The 17,831-nt window shown below is 70.7% G+C and carries 14 protein-coding genes; 7 read left to right on the top strand and 7 right to left on the bottom strand.

What is annotated here, in order from left to right; translation table 11 throughout:
• Positions 1-197: DUF2867 domain-containing protein (locus G3I42_RS08515; RefSeq protein ID WP_164283921.1), on the top strand; the 197-nt coding region annotated here is incomplete at its 5' end.
• A gap of 103 nt (positions 198-300) precedes the next feature.
• Here G3I42_RS08515 and G3I42_RS08510 read toward each other — a convergent pair.
• The gene (locus tag G3I42_RS08510; protein ID WP_164283919.1) at positions 301-939 is read right to left on the bottom strand and encodes a DUF1707 domain-containing protein; all 639 of its coding nucleotides are present in this window, start codon (positions 937-939) and stop codon (positions 301-303) included.
• A 136-nt stretch (positions 940-1,075) separates the two neighbouring features.
• Here G3I42_RS08510 and G3I42_RS08505 point away from each other — a divergent pair, with 136 nt between their 5' ends.
• Positions 1,076-2,185, top strand: a complete 1,110-nt coding sequence (locus tag G3I42_RS08505) for a hypothetical protein (RefSeq protein ID WP_164283917.1) — start codon at positions 1,076-1,078, stop codon at positions 2,183-2,185.
• A gap of 282 nt (positions 2,186-2,467) precedes the next feature.
• On the opposite strand, the gene G3I42_RS08500 is transcribed toward G3I42_RS08505, so the two are convergent.
• Complete coding sequence (locus tag G3I42_RS08500) at positions 2,468-4,315, bottom strand: APC family permease (RefSeq protein WP_164283915.1); 1,848 nt, start codon at positions 4,313-4,315, stop codon at positions 2,468-2,470.
• A 647-nt stretch (positions 4,316-4,962) separates the two neighbouring features.
• Between G3I42_RS08500 and G3I42_RS08490 the strand changes: the two genes are divergently transcribed.
• The 4 genes from G3I42_RS08490 to narI are packed head-to-tail and all read left to right on the top strand — an operon-like array spanning position 4,963 to position 11,688.
• Positions 4,963-8,667: a nitrate reductase subunit alpha gene (locus G3I42_RS08490; protein ID WP_164283912.1), complete on the top strand. Its 3,705-nt coding sequence runs from the start codon at positions 4,963-4,965 to the stop codon at positions 8,665-8,667.
• Complete coding sequence (gene narH, locus G3I42_RS08485) at positions 8,667-10,298, top strand: nitrate reductase subunit beta (RefSeq protein ID WP_164283910.1); 1,632 nt, start codon at positions 8,667-8,669, stop codon at positions 10,296-10,298. The genes G3I42_RS08490 and narH overlap by 1 nt, the downstream gene beginning before the upstream one ends.
• Positions 10,295-10,966 (top strand): nitrate reductase molybdenum cofactor assembly chaperone, encoded by a 672-nt coding sequence (narJ, locus tag G3I42_RS08480; protein ID WP_164283908.1) that lies wholly within the window; start codon positions 10,295-10,297, stop codon positions 10,964-10,966. The genes narH and narJ overlap by 4 nt, the downstream gene beginning before the upstream one ends.
• The gene (gene narI, locus G3I42_RS08475) at positions 10,963-11,688 is read left to right on the top strand and encodes a respiratory nitrate reductase subunit gamma (RefSeq protein WP_164283906.1); all 726 of its coding nucleotides are present in this window, start codon (positions 10,963-10,965) and stop codon (positions 11,686-11,688) included. Before narJ ends, narI begins: the two co-directional genes overlap by 4 nt.
• A 102-nt stretch (positions 11,689-11,790) precedes the next feature.
• Here narI and G3I42_RS08470 read toward each other — a convergent pair whose 3' ends face one another.
• Both G3I42_RS08470 and G3I42_RS36890 read right to left on the bottom strand, forming a co-directional pair.
• The gene (locus tag G3I42_RS08470; RefSeq protein WP_164283904.1) at positions 11,791-12,795 is read right to left on the bottom strand and encodes a tellurite resistance/C4-dicarboxylate transporter family protein; all 1,005 of its coding nucleotides are present in this window, start codon (positions 12,793-12,795) and stop codon (positions 11,791-11,793) included.
• A gap of 238 nt (positions 12,796-13,033) precedes the next feature.
• Positions 13,034-13,207, bottom strand: a complete 174-nt coding sequence (locus G3I42_RS36890; protein ID WP_203606540.1) for a hypothetical protein — start codon at positions 13,205-13,207, stop codon at positions 13,034-13,036.
• 226 nt (positions 13,208-13,433) lie between these two features.
• Between G3I42_RS36890 and G3I42_RS08465 the strand changes: the two genes are divergently transcribed.
• Entirely contained in the window at positions 13,434-14,204 is a 771-nt protein-coding gene (locus G3I42_RS08465) for a DUF1206 domain-containing protein (protein ID WP_164283923.1), read from the top strand.
• Between the two features lie 88 nt (positions 14,205-14,292).
• Here the strand turns inward: G3I42_RS08465 and G3I42_RS08460 are convergent, their stop codons facing one another.
• From G3I42_RS08460 to G3I42_RS08450, 3 genes are all read right to left on the bottom strand, one after another.
• Positions 14,293-14,847: a DUF3291 domain-containing protein gene (locus G3I42_RS08460; RefSeq protein WP_164283902.1), complete on the bottom strand. Its 555-nt coding sequence runs from the start codon at positions 14,845-14,847 to the stop codon at positions 14,293-14,295.
• Positions 14,848-15,144: 297 nt separating this feature from the next.
• Complete coding sequence (locus tag G3I42_RS08455; protein ID WP_164283900.1) at positions 15,145-16,005, bottom strand: SigB/SigF/SigG family RNA polymerase sigma factor; 861 nt, start codon at positions 16,003-16,005, stop codon at positions 15,145-15,147.
• A 412-nt stretch (positions 16,006-16,417) separates the two neighbouring features.
• Positions 16,418-17,692 (bottom strand): MFS transporter, encoded by a 1,275-nt coding sequence (locus G3I42_RS08450; protein ID WP_164283898.1) that lies wholly within the window; start codon positions 17,690-17,692, stop codon positions 16,418-16,420.
• Positions 17,693-17,831: the final 139 nt, after the last annotated feature.

Below are 17,831 nucleotides of genomic sequence, written 5' to 3'. Positions count from 1 at the left end.
TCCACCCGCGCGGGCTCGCGGGGCAGGCGTACTGGTGGAGTGTGTCGCCCTTCCACGCCGTCATCTTCGGCGGGATGGCGCGGAACATCGGGCGGGCGGCGGAACGGATGACGCGCGGCGAGGCGGTGTCGGGGCAGGCCGGGAAGTCGGTGCGGGCGCTGCTGGGGATGCTGCGGCCCCGGGGAGCGGGAGGCTGACGCCTCGCGGGCGCTCCGCGCCGTCAGGCGGGCGGGGGGTCTGCGGGCCGTCAGGCGGGCGGGGGGTCTGCGGGCCGTCAAGCGGGCGGGGGTCTGCGGGCCGTCAGGCGGGCGGGGGGTTCTTGCGGAGGCGGGCGCGCTCGACGCGGCCCGGGTTCCTGACCCGGACGCCGCCCATGCCCGCCTCCCCCGTGAGCCGCACCAGGGGCGCGCCCTTTCCGTCGCCCGGTGTCGTACGGTCCCGTACGCCGCCCATGCCCGGGTCGACGCCGCCCGTCTCGACCCGCCAGGACTCCGGCACCACGATCCGCACGCCCGCCATCTCGCCGTGCACCTCGACCTGGATCTCGGCGAGCCGTGTCCGTACGCGCGTGAAGTCGAGCACCACCCCGCCCATGCCCCCGCGCACCACGAGCCGCGCGGGCACCGCCCAGTCACCCGAACGGCGGACCCCGTGCATGCCGCCGCGCAGCTCCAGCGGTTCACCGGCGGGCGGCGCGGGCGGCGGGACGAGCCCCGGTGCGGCGGGCAGGTCCGCGAGGAGCGGTCGCAGCTCCCCGTACGTGCGCGCGCTCAGCGCGGCGCCCAGGCGCTCGTCCAGCTCCTCGAAGTCGATGCGGCCCTCGGCCGCGGCCTCCCGGAGCCGCTCGGCGACCGCGTCCCTGTCGGCGTCCGAGGCGCGCTGCCCGTCCTCGTAGGGGAATTCCCCGGGGAAACGGCCGGGAAGCGGTGAAGAGCTCATGACCGGGGATCATAGGCGGCCGCCGATCGGGAACACCAGGGAGCGCGCACCCCGCCCTCCCGGCCCCTTCCGGGCTGCGTGGCAGGGCGGGCGGTGCCACCCTGGCCAACAAGGACCGACCACGTGGGAGCCCCTTGTGCGAGACACCTTCGAGCTGAACCCGGACACCCTTGCCGAGCTGCGCGCCCCGCGCCCGTACCCGGCGGTGTCGCTGCTGCTGCCCACGCACCCCGCGTCGCCGGACGGCGCGGAGGACGCGATCCGGTTGCGCAACCTCGTCAGCGAGGCGAAGAAGCGGCTCGCGGAGGACCCGGGCGTGGACAGGGCGGCGCTCCAGGCCGTCGAGGCGCGGATCGACGAGGCGGCGGCTTCGGTGGACTCCTCGGAGATCACCGACGGGACGCTCCTGCTCGCCTCGGCGAACGACTGGGAGGTGTGGAAACTCCCGGTCACGCCGTCCGAGCGCGTCGTCGTCGCGGACACGTACCTGACCCGGAACCTCGTCTCCTCGTGGCTGCACGAGCGTCCGTACTGGGTCCTGGTCCTCTCCGAGGAGGGCAGCAGGCTGTGGCACGGGGCCGGCGAGTCGCTCACCGAGGTGACCGCCTTCGGCTTCCCCGCGAAGCCCGAGCTGCCCGACCACGAGGATGCCGAGCCGGGCGCGAACTTCGGCCTCCAGCCGTCCCCGTACCGCGAGGAGCGGCTGCGCCAGTACCTGCGGGACGTGGACGACAAGCTCGCCGAGGCGCTGCGCACGGGCAAGGGCCCTGTGCACCTCGTGGGCACGGCGAACCAGATCAACACGCTCGTCGAGCGCAGCCGCAGCAAGGAGCGTGTCGGCGAACGCGTGGAGCGGGCCGGGGCGGACAAGCTGACCGGGCACGTCCTGCTCGACGTCATCCGCCCGGCGCGCGAGAAGTACACGGCCGAGCAGCAGCGCGCGGCGCTCGACCGGCTCGGCGAGGGGATCGGGCAGCGGCGCTTCGCCGCCGGCACCGACGAGATCTGGCAGAACGTGCAGGAGGGCCGCGTCCACCTGCTCCTCGTGGAGGACGGTTTCCAGGTCTCGGCGATCCCGGAGGCCACCCACCTGCGCCCCGCGGCATCGCCCGAGGACCCGGACGTGGAGGACGACATCGTCGACACCCTCGTCGAGACGGCGCTGGGGACGGGCGCGGACGTCGTCTTCGTGCCGGACGACGCGCTCGCGGAGCACGGCAGGATCGCCGCGGTGCTGCGCTACTGAGACGGCGTCCGGATACGGGAAGGGGGGCGCGCGGTCACGAGGGCCGCGCGCTCCTTCGTGCCGTGCCCCTGTCGCTCTTCCCCCGCCGGGCCCAGTACTGCAACGTACGTGGGGGGCGGACCTCGACGCGGGCTCAGTCGTAGATCCGAGGGCCGTGGGCGCCGTGGGCGCCGTGGGCGCCGTCGCCGCACGAGCACCGGCGAGCAAAGCGCTCATGCAACCCCGCGAGGCGGTTGCCGCCGGTCGGCATCACAGCGAGCGGTGCGCCGTGCTCGCCGGTGATCAGGTGGTGTTTCGATCCGATTCGGACACGAGATCCGCCGGACCCACCCGCACGGGCAGGAGACACACGATGACTTGCCCACGCGTGCTGAGAAGGCCTGCCAACAGCAGTCCGCGCTGGTTCTGCAGAATCCGGTAGCGACGGTGCTGGGGTTCCACCTGCGGGATGAGGACCGCCACGTGCTTGCCGTCGTCGACGGTCCGCTCCACGTAGTTCATGACCGGGCGGACGAGGGTGTGCTCCGGGCTGCTGATGACGTCGAGCCGGACGCCGGGGTTCCACTGCGCCCACTTCTCGCGCATCTCCTCCGCCTTCTGCTGCTCGTCCTGTGCCGTGACGACGACGACGTCGCTCGCCAGAGAGCAGGCGGCGGTGAGGGCTCGTTCGGCGATCTCGTCGACCTCGCCGAGCGGAACGATGACCGTGGTGGGGACAGGGACGGGTGGGCGCAGGGTCCGCTTGCGGTTGAGTGCGTCGGTGACCGAGGTGTAGTAGTGCTCGATCCTGGCGAACAGGAGCATGCACAAGGGGACGACGAGGGCGACGAACCAGGCGCCCGAGACGAACTTCGTCGTCAGGAGGACGACGCCGGCCACAGCCGTGAGGGCGGCTCCGAAGGCGCTGACGGCCACCCGCGGAACCCACCCGTCGGGACGTCGGGTCCTCCAGTACCGCACGAGACCGATCTGACTGATCGTGAAGCCGACGAAGACTCCGATCGCGAAGAGGGGAAGGAGCCGGTGGAGCTGCGCGTCGACTGCGACCAGCAGCACGCAGGCGACCAGAGCCAGGGCCACGACGCCGAAGCGGTGAACGGGCCGCTCGGCGCGCAGAGCGAAGAAATGGGGCAGCCGGTTGTCCTTGGCGAGCAGGCTCATCAGTACCGGCAGGCTGCCGAAACTGGTGTTCGCGGCGAGAGCGAGCGCGAGAGTCGTGATCAGGGTGAAGGCGTAGTAGACCCAGCCGGTTCCGAAAGCACCAGCGGCCAGCTGGGCCAGAATGGTGACCCCCTCGCGGGGGACGACGTGGTGCCGTCGGATCAGGAGCACCAGGCCGAGCACCATGGTGGCGAGAAGGACTCCGAGCAGTACTTCCGTGTGCTGTGCCCGCCGCACACGTGGTTCGCGGAACATGGGTACGGCGTTGGCGATGGCCTCGATGCCGGTCAGGGCAGTGCATCCCGCCGAGAACGCCTTCAACAGCAGCAGTACGCCGAACGCCTCGCTGATGTGAAAAGTCTGCGTCGTACCGACCACCGCGGCGGGATGGGACCGGAAGAGTCCCACGACGACGACCGCCAGAACGCCCGCGGCGAAGAGTGCCATGGGTGCCATCAGCACTCGGGCACTGTCCGCGATGCCCCGCAGGTTGACGGCGGTGAGCACAGCCAGTCCGGTCAGACACACGGCGAGCAGGTGATCGCCGAGGGAGGGGAACGCCGAGGCAAGGCTCGCGGCCCCGGCGGCGAGACTGACCGCGACGGTGAGGATGTAGTCCACCACCAGGCTCGCCGCTGCCAGGAGGCTGGTCCGGCGGCCGAGGTCCTCCTTCGCCACCGCATAGGAGCCGCCGCCGTTCGGGTGCACCGCGATCACCTGGCGGTAGGAGATGACGAGTACACCGAGCAGGCCGGCGATGACCAACGCGATGGGCAGGGCCGCACTGATCGCCGAGGCCCCTGCGGCGACGAGTGCGAGGACGATCGCCTCGGGGCCGTAGACGACCGAGGTGAGGGCGTCCAGGGACAGAGCGGCCAGACCTCCGGCGGCTGTGAGACGGTATTTGCCGCCCTCTCCGTGGAATTGCGGGACCTTGGGGTGGAGCTTCCTGGGTGCCAGGCCGAGCATGCGTCAACCTCACTTGGTTCCGGCGACGGTCTCTCTACCCGGCGAAGAGGAAGCCGTCGGCATCTGAGGCGGGATGGTCCTCGTACATGAACGCTGCCCGCCGGACATCACGCGCGGTGCACGCCGGGACGGATTCATCCCCTTGGCCCACACCTGGTCGGCGGGCTCCGCCGCCCCCGGGGTCTTCCACCCGCTTTCCCTGCCTGCCGGCCCCATCGGCGGTACAGCCCCGGCGCGATGGCCTCCAGGGAGCGCGCCCCTTGCCGGTGGCTGCGGGGCGGATCGATCCTCAACGGGTACACCTCCGACCCGATCGGCCAGCCGATGACCCGCACGCCTCCGGTCCGGAAGAACATGAACGCCGCCAACATGGCCAGGGCCAGGCTCGGTTGGGCTGGTCGCCGGAGACGATGAACGGCATACCGAACAGCGCGATCGAGACCGCCGAGCCGGGCAGCATGGTGAGCACCAGCCGTCGGCGGCCGATCCGGTCGACCACGACTGCGGGCGACTCGTCACTCGGCCACGAGAGCTCGGCTCTGCCCGTACCCGGATGGTGGTACTTCGCCGCGTTACGGGTGTCGCGTAAGTGCATATCCGCGAAGGCCCCTACGGTCGCTCTGACGCGGACCTAGGGAGCGCACAAGGTGGCTGATACGGACAACACCGTGCCCAGGGAGCCTGATGCGACTCTGCTTCGCGCGGGACGGTTCTTCCGGCAGGGAACGCCGGCGGCCGACCTGCACAGCGTCACGCTCAAGGGCGGCCGGGACAGCGAGGTCTACTACCGGGACCGGTGGGCGCACGACAAGGTGGTCAACTCGACGCATGGGGTGAACTGCACCGGCTCCTGCCGGTGGAAGGTGTACGTCAAGGACGGCATCATCACCTGGGAGACCCAGGACACCGACTATCCCTCGGTGGGCCCCGACCGTCCCGAGTACGAGCCGCGCGGCTGCCCGCGCGGGGCCGCCTTCTCCTGGTACACCTACTCGCCCACACGCATCCGGTATCCCTACGTCCGGGGCGTGTTGCTGGAGATGTACCGCGAGGCCCGGGAGCGGCTGGGCGACCCGGTACTGGCCTGGGCCGATGTGCAGGCCGACCCGGAACGCCGACGGCGCTACCAGCAGGCACGCGGTAAGGGCGGTCTGGTCCGCGCCACGTGGGAGGAGTCGACGGAGATCGTCGCGGCCGCCCATGTGCACACCATCAAGCAATACGGGCCCGACCGGGTGGCGGGCTTCTCTCCCATCCCCGCGATGTCGATGGTCTCGCACGCGGCGGGGTCCCGGTTCATGAGTCTCATCGGGGCGCCGATGCTGTCCTTCTACGACTGGTACGCGGACCTTCCCGTCGCGTCTCCGCAGGCTTTCGGCGACCAGACGGACGTGCCGGAGTCGGGCGACTGGTGGGACGCGGCGTATCTGCTGATGTGGGGTTCCAATGTGCCGGTCACCAGGACGCCGGACGCACACTGGATGGCCGAAGCCCGGTACCGGGGCCAGAAGGTCGTGGTGGTGGCCCCGGATTACGCGGACAACGCGAAGTTCGCGGACGAGTGGCTGCACCCGCATCCGGGTACCGACGCGGCGCTCGCACTCGCCATGGGCCACGTCCTGCTCAAAGAGTTCTTCGTCGACCGCTCAACCCCTTTCTTCGTCGATTACGTGACTCAATTCACCGATCTGCCTTTCCTCGTCACCCTGACGCAGCGGGACGGTGCCTACGTCCCGGGAAAGTTCCTCCGCGCGTCCGACCTGCAAGAGGACGTGGAGGGAGCCGAATGGAAGACCGTCGTACTGGACGACGTCACCGGCTGTCCCGCCGTACCGAACGGATCGCTCGGATTTCGCTGGACCGGCTCCGGACAGGGCAAGTGGAATCTGGACCTGGAGAACATCAGCCCCCGGCTGAGTCTGTACGGGCAGCCGGACGCCGCCGGTGTCGAGGTGCTGCTGCCGCGCTTCGACACCGACGGCAGCGAACACGGCCAGGGCCGTGGTGAAGTGTTGCGCCGCGGCGTGCCGGCGATCCGGCTCGCGGGCCCCGGGGAGCAGGTGGTGACCACTGTTTTCGATCTGCTGCTCGCCCAGTACGGGGTTGGCCGGGCGGATCTGCCGGGCCGGTGGCCGGCCGGGTACGAGGACGCCTCGCAGCCGGGCACGCCGGCCTGGCAGGAGGAACACACCTCGGTACCGGCGGCGAGCTGCGTCAGGATCGCCCGGGAGTTCGCTCGGACCGCCGAGCAGTCCAGGGGCCGGTGCATGATCCTGATGGGCGCGGGGACGAACCACTGGTTCCATTCGGAAACGATCTACCGCGCCTTCCTGGCCCTGCTCCAGCTCACCGGCTGCCAGGGACGCAACGGTGGCGGCTGGGCCCACTACGTGGGCCAGGAGAAATGCCAGCCCACCACCGGCTGGGCCACACTCGCGGGCGGGCTCGACTGGGGACGCCCGCCCCGTCAGATGATCAGCACCGCGTACTGGTTCCTCAACGCCGATCAGTGGCGCTACGACACCTTCGGCGCCGACGTCCTGTCCTCCCCCCTGGGCACCGGGCGGTTCACCGGGATGACAGGCGCGGACTGCCTCGCCTTCTCGGCCCGTTCGGGGTGGATGCCCTCTTACCCCACCTTCGACCGGAATCCGCTGGACCTCGCGGACGAGGTCGCCGGAGACGACCCGGCCGGCCGGATCGTGGAGGAACTCAGGGCCGGACGGCTCGCGTTCGCCTGCGAGGACCCCGACGCACCGCGGAACTGGCCCCGGGTGCTGACGGTGTGGCGTGCCAATCTGCTGGGCTCCTCCGCCAAGGGCGCCGAGTACTTCACCAAGCACCTGCTGGGCACCCAGTCCTCGTTGCGCGCCGAGGAGGCCGGGCCGGAACAGCGTCCGCGGGACGTGGTCTGGCACGAGCGGGCACCCGAGGGAAAGCTCGACCTGCTGCTGTCCCTGGACTTCCGGCAGACCTCTGCGACACTGCTGTCCGACATCGTGCTGCCCGCGGCGACGTGGTACGAGAAGCACGACCTGTCCTCGACGGACATGCACCCCTATGTCCACGCGTTTGCACCGGCCATCGATCCGCCCTGGCAGGCCCGTACGGACTTCGACATCTTCCACCAGCTCGCCCGCCGGTTCAGTGAACTCGCCGTGGATCATCTGGGCGTGCGCCAGGACGTGGTGGCCACCGCCGTCCAGCACGACACCCCGGGAGAGACCGCGCAGCCCGGCGGAGTGGCTCTCGACTGGCGGAGCGGGGAGTGCGAACCGGTTCCCGGCAAAACCATGCCGGGTATCACGGTGGTGGAGCGCGACTACCCTGCCGTCGCGGCCAAGTTCGCGGCGCTCGGGCCGCTCGTCGAGAAGCTGGGACTGCCTGCCAAGGGGGTGACGCTGCGTCCCGACGAGGAGGTCGTCGATCTCGGCCGGCGCAACGGGCTCGCCCGAGACGGTGTGGCCCGGGACAGGCCCCTTCTGGACACGGCGGTGAAGGCCGCCGATACGATCCTGGCGCTGTCCGCCACGACGAACGGGCGGCTCGCCGCCCAGGGATTCACCACCCTCCAGGCACGGACCGGCAGGCCCATGGCCTTTCTGGCCGCCGACAGCGAAGGCAGGCGCGTCAGCTACGCCGACACGCAGGCGGCCCCGGTGCCGGTCATCACCTCTCCGGAGTGGTCGGGCAGCGAGAGCGGGGGCCGGCGCTACACCGCCTTCACGCAGAACGTCGAACAGCTCAAGCCGTGGCACACCCTGACGGGGCGGCAGCACTTCTTCCTCGACCATGACTGGATGCATGAACTGGGCGAGGCGCTGCCCATCTACCGTCCGCCCCTGGACATGAACCGGCTGTTCGGCGAACCCCGTCTCGGCAGTGACGGTCAGCGAGAAGTGACGGTGCGCTACCTCACTCCTCACAACAAGTGGTCCATCCACTCCGAGTACCAGGACAACTTGTTCATGCTGTCCCTGTCACGCGGCGGCCAGGTCATCTGGATGGCTCCGCAGGACGCGGAGGCCATCGGCGTCCTGGACAACGACTGGGTCGAGGCCGTCAACCGCAACGGCGTGGTGGTGGCCCGGGCCGTGGTCTCGCACCGGATGCCCGAGGGCACCGTCTACATGCATCACGCACAGGAACGCACGGTGGCGGTGCCGAAGACCGAGGCCACGGGCAAACGGGGCGGCACCCACAACTCACTCACCCGGCTGATTCTCAAGCCGAGTCATCTCATCGGCGGTTACGCCCAGTTGACCTGGGCCTTCAACTACCTGGGGCCCACCGGCAACCAGCGCGACGAAGTGACCGTCATCCGCCGCCGCTCCCAGGAAGTCATCTACTGATGAAGATCATGGCGCAGATCGCGATGGTGATGAATCTCGACAAGTGCATCGGTTGCCACACGTGCTCGGTCACCTGCAAGGAAGTGTGGACCAACCGGAAGGGTATGGAGTACGTCTGGTTCAACAATGTCGAGACCCGGCCGGGTCAGGGATATCCCCGTCGGTACGAGGACCAGCAGCGGTGGCGCGGCGGCTGGGAGCTGAACAGACGGGGCCAGCTCAAGCTCAGGTCCGGAGGGCGTTTCCGGCGGCTTGCGTCCATCTTCTCCAATCCCGTACTACCGGAGATCAAGGACTACTACGAGCCGTGGACCTACGAGTACAAGAACCTCACTGACGCGCCGTTGGGCGACGATTATCCGGTGGCGGAGCCGAAATCCCTGATCACGGGCAAGCCCATGAAGATCGAGTGGTCCTCCAACTGGGACGACAACTTGGGTGGCTCCACGCGCTACGGCGAACTCGACCCCATGGTGCAGAAAACCCGGCAGAAGGCCTCGGAAAAGGTCAAGTTCGCCTTCGAGCAGACGTTCATGTTCTATCTGCCACGAATTTGCGAGCACTGCCTCAACCCTTCCTGCGTGGCCTCCTGCCCTTCGGGCGCGATGTACAAGCGCAGCGAAGACGGCATCGTGCTGGTGGACCAGGACCGCTGCCGAGGCTGGCGGCAGTGTGTGACAGCCTGCCCGTACAAGAAGGTGTACTTCAACCATCGCACCGGTAAGGCGGAGAAGTGCACTCTGTGTTACCCGAGGCTCGAAGTGGGACAGCCCACCGTGTGCTCGGAGACCTGCGTCGGGCGGCTGCGATACCTCGGCGTCCTCCTTTACGACGCGGAGAAGGTCACCGCGGCCGCCGAGACGAAGGACGACACCGACCTGTACGAGGCCCAGTTGCAGCTGTTCCTCGACCCCGAGGAACCGGCGGTGCGCAGGGCGGCCGGGCTCGCGGGCATTCCTGAGGAGTGGGTCGAAGCGGCCCGCCGCTCCCCCGTGTACTCCCTGATCCGGCGCCACAAGCTCGCACTGCCGCTCCATCCGGAGTACCGGACGATGCCGATGGTCTGGTACATCCCGCCGCTTTCGCCGATCACGGAAGTGCTGACCGAGACGGGTTTCGACGGCGAGGACGCCGGCAACCTGTTCGGCGCGATCGACACGCTGCGCATCCCGCTGGAATACCTGGCGGAGATCTTCACCGCCGGGGACGTGGCACCGGTACGCAACTCGCTGGAGAAGCTGGCCGCGATGCGTGCGCACATGCGCGCCGTCAACCTCGGGCAGGAACCGGACCCCGGCATCGCCGCCCGAGTGCACATGGACGAAGCCGGCATCCAGGACATGTACCGGCTGCTCGCCCTCGCCAAGTACGACGAGCGCTACGTCATCCCTACGGCGGCGGAGGCTGACGCGCGCCGGCTGGAGGAGGCAGCCGTGCCCCAGGAGTGCAGCCTCGACCACGCGGACGGTCCCGGGATGGGCGGCCACGGGCCGGCGACGGACGGCCCCTTCGGCCAGGACTCGGGCCGCAAGCGCCTGCCCCTGGTGACGCTGGAGGATTTTCATCTGCGCTCCCGGCGGCAGAACGCCGACGAAGAACCTGCGGTCGAGGACATCAAGGGCCAGCGATGAGTGCGGTCACCGGATCACGGCGGGCGGCGGCCCTGGTGTACCAGGCAGCCGGTATGTGCCTCGTCTACCCCGACGCCATGTTTCACGAGCGGCTGCCCCTGATCGCATCGGGCTGCCAGGACCCTGACATCGTCGCCTTCCTGACGTACGCCCGTGCCACCGATCGGGCGGAACTGGCCGCCCACTACGTGCGGACCTTCGACTTCAAGAACCGGCACAGCCTCTACCTGAGCTGGTGGAGCGACGGGGACACCCGGCGGCGCGGGATGTCGCTCGTGCGGTTCAAGGAGGTCTACCGGGCGCACGGGCTCGACTTCACGAGTGAGGAACTGCCCGATTTCCTCCCCGCGGTCCTGGAGTTCAGCGCCCAGGCCGGGCCTCAGCTGCTGCTGGAACACAGGCCGGGCATCGAACTGCTGCGGCTTTCCCTCACCGAGGCGGACACTCCCTACGCCCGGCTCCTGGACGCGGTCTGCGGAACGCTGCCGGGGCCCTCGCCGCAGGACCTCGCCGAGGCCCGGAGGATGGCCCGCGCCGCGCCGCCCCGCGAACAGGTGGGCCTGGCGGCCTACGGCGTCGGCCGGCCGCTGCTGCCCCTGCTCGACACGGGGGTCGGCGACAGGGCGGACACGGAAGACGGCACCCGAATGCCAGGAGGAACAGGATGAGAACACTGCTGTGGGGCGTCCTGCCGTACGTGATGTTCGCTCTGCTGGTCTCCGGCACGGTATGGCGGTGGCGCTACGACCAGTTCGGCTGGACGACCCGCTCCTCGGAGATCTACGAGTCGAAGATCCTGAAGATCGCCTCGCCGATGTTCCACTACGGCATTCTGTTCGTCCTGGCCGGACATCTGCTGGGCCTGTTCGTGCCGGCCGCCTGGACGGACGCGATCGGGGTGGACGAGCACGTCTACCAGTTGTTCTCCCTGTACGGCGGGACCGTCGCGGGAGCCGTCGCCGTGGCCGGGATCGCGATGCTGCTGTACCGGCGGCGGTTCAGGGCGCCGGTCTTCCGGGCGACCACTGCGAACGACAAGCTCATGTACCTCGCGCTGGTATCGGCGATCGTGCTCGGTATGTGGGCGAAACTGGCGCACTCCGCGCTCGACAGCGGCTACAACTATCGCGACACCATCGCTCCCTGGGCGCGCAGCCTCTTCAGGCTTCAGCCGGACACCGGCCTCATGACCGGGGTGCCGCTTCTGTTCCAGGTGCACGCGGTGGTGGGTATGGCGCTGATCGCGCTCGTCCCTTACACCCGGCTCATCCACATGTTCAGCGCGCCTGTCCAGTACCTGTTCAGGCCGTACATCGTGTACCGCAGCCGCGATGACACGTCCCCCGACCCGGCCCTGGACCGGCACGTCCGGCGGCGCAGCCGCGTCTGAGGCGGGCGGCGGGCGGCCCCCGGACGGCCGGACGGGCTCGCCCGCACGTCCGAAGAACCGCGATGCCGCACCGTACCTGCCGGGCCGAGGGGGCGTCCGTCTTCAGCGCGGTGCCGTGGGCCCGGTTCCCCCTTCGGCGGAGAGGGACCGCAGGTCGGTGCGGGCCGCGGCGACTGCTCCCGCGGCGACGGTCAGCCAGCCGGCCACCGCCACCCACACCAGCACCCGGCCCGGGTGCGTCAGCCAGGACGCGGAGACGGCGGTGGCCACCGACAGCGTCGCCGCCGCCGTCATGCCGAGCGGGAACACCGTCGACCAGCGGCGGACGTCGTAGCGGAATCGGGGCCGCACCACCTCGAAGACGAGGAGCACCGCGTACCAGACGAGGGCGAGGGCGAGCACGGCGACCGTGGCGTACCGCAGCGCCGTGTCCGTCGCGTGGGTCCACAGGTACGGCCCGGACCGGGCTGCCGTGAGCAGCTTCGCCCCGGCCAGCGCCGAGATGGCGAGCGCGCCGCCGGCCACCCACTGGTCCCCGGCGCCCCTGGCCACCTCGCGCGGGTCGAAGCGGAAGAGGGCGGCCGCGTAGAGCGCGAGTCCGCACCAGAACAGCACCAGGGCCGCTTGCGCCGGCCAGGCCGTCGATGTGGTCGCGGACAGGGTGGCACCGAGCACGCTGAGTCCCTCGGTGGCCACGCATCCCAGGAAGACCGCCCCCGGCATCCGCGGCCCCCAGCCGCGGACGACCGGAACCAGCAGCACCGGCCACAGCAGCGCGGCGAGCGCCAGCAGCGCCGCCGCCACGGGTGTGGCACCCAGGAGCGCGAACCGGGTGCCGACCACGGTCGTCGCGGCGACGGCGGTGAGTGCGCCCGGACTTCCCGCCTGCGCCACCCACTTCGTCCGGTCGCGTACCAGCAGGACGCCGAAGTCGGCGGCCAGCCCGATCCAGGCCGCGCATGCCAGGGCCAGCGCCGCGAGGGACAGGCCCTCGTGGCCGACGAGGTTCAGGCCGACGGAGATGATGCCGGTCGCCATCACAGCGGCTCCGGCCGCCGGCGGCCTCCGCGCCCACCAGGCGCCTAGTGCGGGGATGCGCCATGCCATGGGCGAAGGCTAAGGGCTGTCACGTGATCCGTGGTGGATCAACGGGCGGCGTCAGATGCGGTAGTACGCAAGCGGAGGAACGTCCGGACGCAGGACTTCGGCGTAGTTGATGCCGTCCGTTTTCCTCATGTGAGGCCGGGTGCGTGCTGACGCCTTGTGGGCGCGGGTGGCCCCGCTGCTGCCGCCCGCGCCCGGACGGCGCCGTCGGTATCCCGGGCGGTCGCGTGCGGGCCGCGGACTAGCGATGGCGGCGAGCGCCGAGGCGCGAGGAGGCGCCGCCGAGGTGGGCGGCGAGGAGGGCGAGGCCGACGAAGCCGAGCGCGGTCGGCGAGTACCACGTCTCGGTGTGGGTGTCGGTGGCGAGCAGCAGGTAGGCGATCGCGAAGAAGACCGCGGCGACGTAGGCGAGCACGGTGTCTCCCGGGGGAGTACGGCGGGCCGCGCGGGCCCGTGGTCCCGGCGGGACCGGTGTGCGAGTGCCCCCTCGCGGGCGGCGCACGCCTGGACGCGGACGGTGTTCGCTGTCGGCGCGTCCCCCGTTTCCGTACGGCGGGCGGGGGCAACCGGGCCGCATGACTAGCGAATCGACGACGCGGCGCGCGCACCAGAAGGCCGAGCGCGCGGCAGACAGCAAAGCGGTGGACCGCGCCGCACGTGCCGGGTTCGTCGCCCGGGGGATCATCTACGTGCTGATCGGGATCATCGCGATCAGGCTCGCCTTCCACCCCGGCAACGGCAAGCAGGCGGACCGTTCCGGGGCGCTCGCGGAGATCGCCGAGAAGCCCTTCGGCCTCTTCCTGTTGTGGGCGCTCGGCATCGCGACGGCGGGCATGGCGCTGTGGCGCCTCTCCGAGGCCGCGTTCGGCCGCTCGGGCCCGGACGGCGACAAGGCCGGCAAGCGGCTCATATCCCTCGGCCGGGCGGTCTTCTACGGTTTCGTCTCCTACTCCGTGCTGTCCTTCGCGATGGGCAGTGGCGGCGGGGGTTCCTCGGACAAGAAATCGAAGGACATCACGGCCACGGCGCTCGGCTGGCCGGGCGGCCGGTGGCTCGTCGCGGTGGCCGGGGCGGTCGTGGTCGGGGTCGGCGTGGGTCTCGTCGTCCGCGCCGTCCTGCGGAAGTTCCGCAAGCACCTCAAGACCGGCGAGATGAGCCGCCGCACGGAGCGCGTCGTGGACGTGCTCGGGATCGCGGGGAACCTGTCGCGCGGCATCCTCTTCGGCACGGCGGGCGTCTTCGCCGTCGTCGCGGCGGTCCAGTTCGAGCCGAAGAAGGCGAAGGGCATGGACGACACGCTGCGCTCCTTCACGGAGACGCCCGCGGGTCCGTGGCTGCTCGTCGTGATCGCGATCGGGCTGCTCGCCTTCGGCTGCTTCTCCTTCGCGAGCGCGCGGTACCGGGAGACGTGAGCGCATTCCGGTGTGCGCCGCGCTCACGCGGCGGGAGCGCACACCGGCGTGAGTGGCCCCGGTGGACCGGGTCCCGCGTGAAGCGGGCTCAGGCGCCGGGGCTTTTCGTGTGCCCGGCGCCCTCGCGCCCGGCCGGGGCTCCCTCCGGGGTGAAGGCGTGCGGGAAGGTGAAGGCGTGCGGCGCGGGGCCGTGCGCGTCGAGGTGCTCCAGTGCGGCCACCCCGTCCCGCCAGCCGGGTATCGCGTCCTCCGCGACCCACCAGCACACGTGGCCGGGGCGCCCCGTCCGCTCGAACCAGTCGGCGCGCCTGTTCAACGCCTCGCGGTGCGCGCCGCTGTAGACGGCGTCGAAGGCGGCGCGCGGGTCGGTCCAGAGCGAGAGCGTCGCGGCGAGGGCGACGGTGTCCGCCGTGCGGCCCTTGTCGTACCAGGCCGGTACGGCGAACTCGCCCCAGGCGCCCCAGTCCGCGTCGAAGGGGGTGCCGGAGCCGCCGGTCGATTCGGCGCGTGCGAGGTATCCGGGGTGCCGGGCGACCGCGTCGTAGACGGGCTCGCCGCTGTCCTGGAAGGCCCGGGTGAGCGGCCCGGGGTCGGCGAGCGGCGATCTCAGGACGCCGAAGGTGTACAGCGCGGCACGGGGCATGCGTCTCTCCATGGTCCGGGGGCCGGGCGCGGAGCGGGTGACGTGGCGCGGCGCGGCCGGGGCAACTCCCGTGCGGCGGTGGACAGTCGCACGGGGCCAGGTGAAGGTAGCCCTTGCCGCGGGCCCTGTCGACGTTGCGGTTTTCCGGTCCGTGTGGCCTCGCGGGGGCTCGTGTGTGGCGTGGAGGGAGTACGCGAAGCGCCCCCGCGCGTCCGGCCGGTGAGGGGGCCGTACGGGCGGGGGCGCTGGGGTGCCGCAAGTCCCCGTCGCGGGGAAGGGCTCAGCTGCCGCGGGGGCTCAGCGCTCCGACATCAGTCCGGCGCGCAGGGTGCCGAGGGTGCGGTTGAGCAGGCGCGAGACGTGCATCTGCGAGACGCCCAGGCGCTCGCCGATCTGCGCCTGCGTCAGCTCCTGGCCGAAGCGCAGCTCCAGGATCTGCCGGTCGCGCGGCTCCAGGCCCGCGAGGAGCGGGGCCAGCGCGTGGAGGTCCTCGACGAGCTCCATGCCCGGGTCCTCGGCGCCGATGAAGTCGGAGAGGACGGCCTCGCCCTCGCCGCTGTCCTCGCCGCCGATGGTCGCGTCGAGCGAGGAGGAGGAGTAGCCGTTGGCCGCGATCTGGGCCTCGACGACCTGCTGCTCGCTGAGGTTCATGAGGGCCGCGAGCTCCGAGACCTTCGGCGCCCGGCCGAGGCGCGTGGAAAGCTCTTCGTTCGCCTTGGCCAGTTCGACACGGGCCTCCTGGAGGCGGCGCGGTACATGCACGGCCCAGGTGGTGTCGCGGAAGAAACGCTTGATCTCACCGACGATGTACGGCACGGCGAAGGTCGTGAACTCCACCTCGCGGCTCAGCTCGAAGCGGTCGATCGCCTTGATGAGACCGATGGTGCCCACCTGCACGACGTCTTCCATGTCGTCGCCGCGGCTGCGGAAGCGACGAGCGGCGAAGCGCACGAGCGACATGTTCATCTCGATGAGCGTGTTGCGCGCGTCCTGGAACTCCCGCGTCCCCTCCTCCAGCACGTCGAGCCGGTCGAAGAAGAGCCGGGTCAGCTCCCGTGCGTCCCGGGGGGCCACCTTGTGCGGCTCCGCGATCTCGGGCAGGGCGGGGGCAGCTTCGGTCCGTTCTCCCGCGGTCGTGACGGTCCTTACCGCACCCATGAAAACCTCCTCGGTCCTGCGCCGCACCGCGCGGCGCGCTGCGGCCCGTGTACCCCGGCTTCCGGCCGTCATACTCAGCCGTTCGCGTAAATTTCCGGGCGGCTTCCGCCGCCCCGCTCACGGGGCCTTCGCCTCGGTGTCCACGACTCCTGTCTACCCGTCCGCACCGGGCCGCGTACAGCCGGGGGCCCTTTCCGGCCGCCCGGGGCACGGAGCAGCGCCCCACGAAACGCCCGAAACGCCCGTACGAAAAGGGAAATACCCGGACACCGGGCGCGGGAACGCGCGGTGTCCGGGTCCGGGTTTCCGGCTTTCCGGTGTCTTGGACCGGTCGGCTCGGGGTGGCCCCGCTCGGCTCCGGCGGCCCCCTCGGCTCCCTCGGCTCCGGTGGCCCAGGTGGCCCCCGGTGGCCTCAGGTCGCCGAGCCCAGGTCCTCGGCCTCGGCCTGCCGGACGAGCTCCTCCTCCTTGTTCGCGCTCGCGCTGTGGTGCGCGGCGTCGGCGGCCTGGGCGCGCTCGGCGTCGGCGAGGAGGCGGTGGCCCGTGGAGAGGATCACGATGCCGAGGACGACGACCCCGGCGCCGACGTAGAAGGGGACGTGCAGGTTCCAGTGGTCGGCGAGCTTGCCCGCGAAGTACGGGGCGAGGCCGCCGCCGATGAAGCGGACGAATCCGTACGAGGCGGAGGCCGTGGGCCGGTCGACCGGCGAGACGGTCATGACGGCCTGCGTCGTGACGGTGTTGTTGATGCCGATGAAGCAGCCGGTGACGATGACGGCCACGATGAGGGTCGTCCGGTGCTCGGTGTTGAGGCCGATGACGAGGACGTCGGCGGCGAAGAGGGTCAGGTTGAGGTAGAGCGCCTTCGCGACGCCCAGCTTCGCCTGGAGCCAGGGCGCGCCGAAGACGGAGAAGAAGGCGACGAGCAGGCCCCAGCCGGTGAAGACGTACCCGAGCTGGTGGGTGTCCAGCTCCATGGGGTAGGGCGCGTAGCCGAGGACGGTGAAGAAGCCCCAGTTGTAGCAGAGCGCCATGAGGCCCATCGTGAGCAGGCCGCGGTGGCGCAGGGCCTTCAGCGGGTCGAGGACGGACGCCTTGCGCGCGGGCTTGGGTGTGGGCTGGACGAGGACGATCGTGGCGATGAGCGCGATGGCCATGAGCACGGCGACGCCGAAGAACGGGCCGCGCCAGCTGATGGCGCCGAGTTCGCCGCCGAGGAGGGGGCCTATCGCGATGCCGATGCCGAGGGCGGTCTCGTACAGGATGATGGCGCCGGCGAATCCGCCGCTCGCCGAGCCGACGATGACGGCGAGCGAGGTCGCGATGAAGAGCGCGTTCCCGAGGCCCCAGCCGGCCCGGAAGCCGACGATGCCGTTGATGCTGCCGCTCGCTCCGGCGAGGGCGCTGAAGACGACGATGACGACGAGTCCGGCGACGAGGGTGCGCTTGGCCCCGATCCGGCTGGAGACGAAGCCGGAGAAGAGCATCGCGACGGCCGTGACCACGAGGTAGCTCGTGAAGAGCAGCGAGACCTGGCTCGGCGTCGCCTTGAGGCTGGTGGACAGGGCGGGAAGGATCGGGTCGACGAGACCGATCCCCATGAAGGAGATGACGCAGGCGAACGCGACGGCCCAGACGGCCTTCGGTTGCTTGAACGGGCTTGCCGGCTTCGTTCCTGATGCGGACAAGGTGTGCTCCAGGTAGGGACGTTCGGCCGCTCCGGCTCGGGCGGGTCCCGGCGGGGCGGCGGGGCGGAGCGCACGGCCACGGGCAGGGCGTGGCCGTGCGATGGTGCGAGGGCGCCGGCCAGGGGAGCCGGGCGCCGCT

It is taken from the genome of Streptomyces sp. SID11385 (assembly GCF_010548245.1).
In the GTDB taxonomy this organism is placed as follows: Bacteria; Actinomycetota; Actinomycetes; order Streptomycetales; family Streptomycetaceae; genus Streptomyces.
Note: the sequence above shows the minus strand (reverse complement) of the source record. Positions and strands in the feature narration are given on the sequence as shown.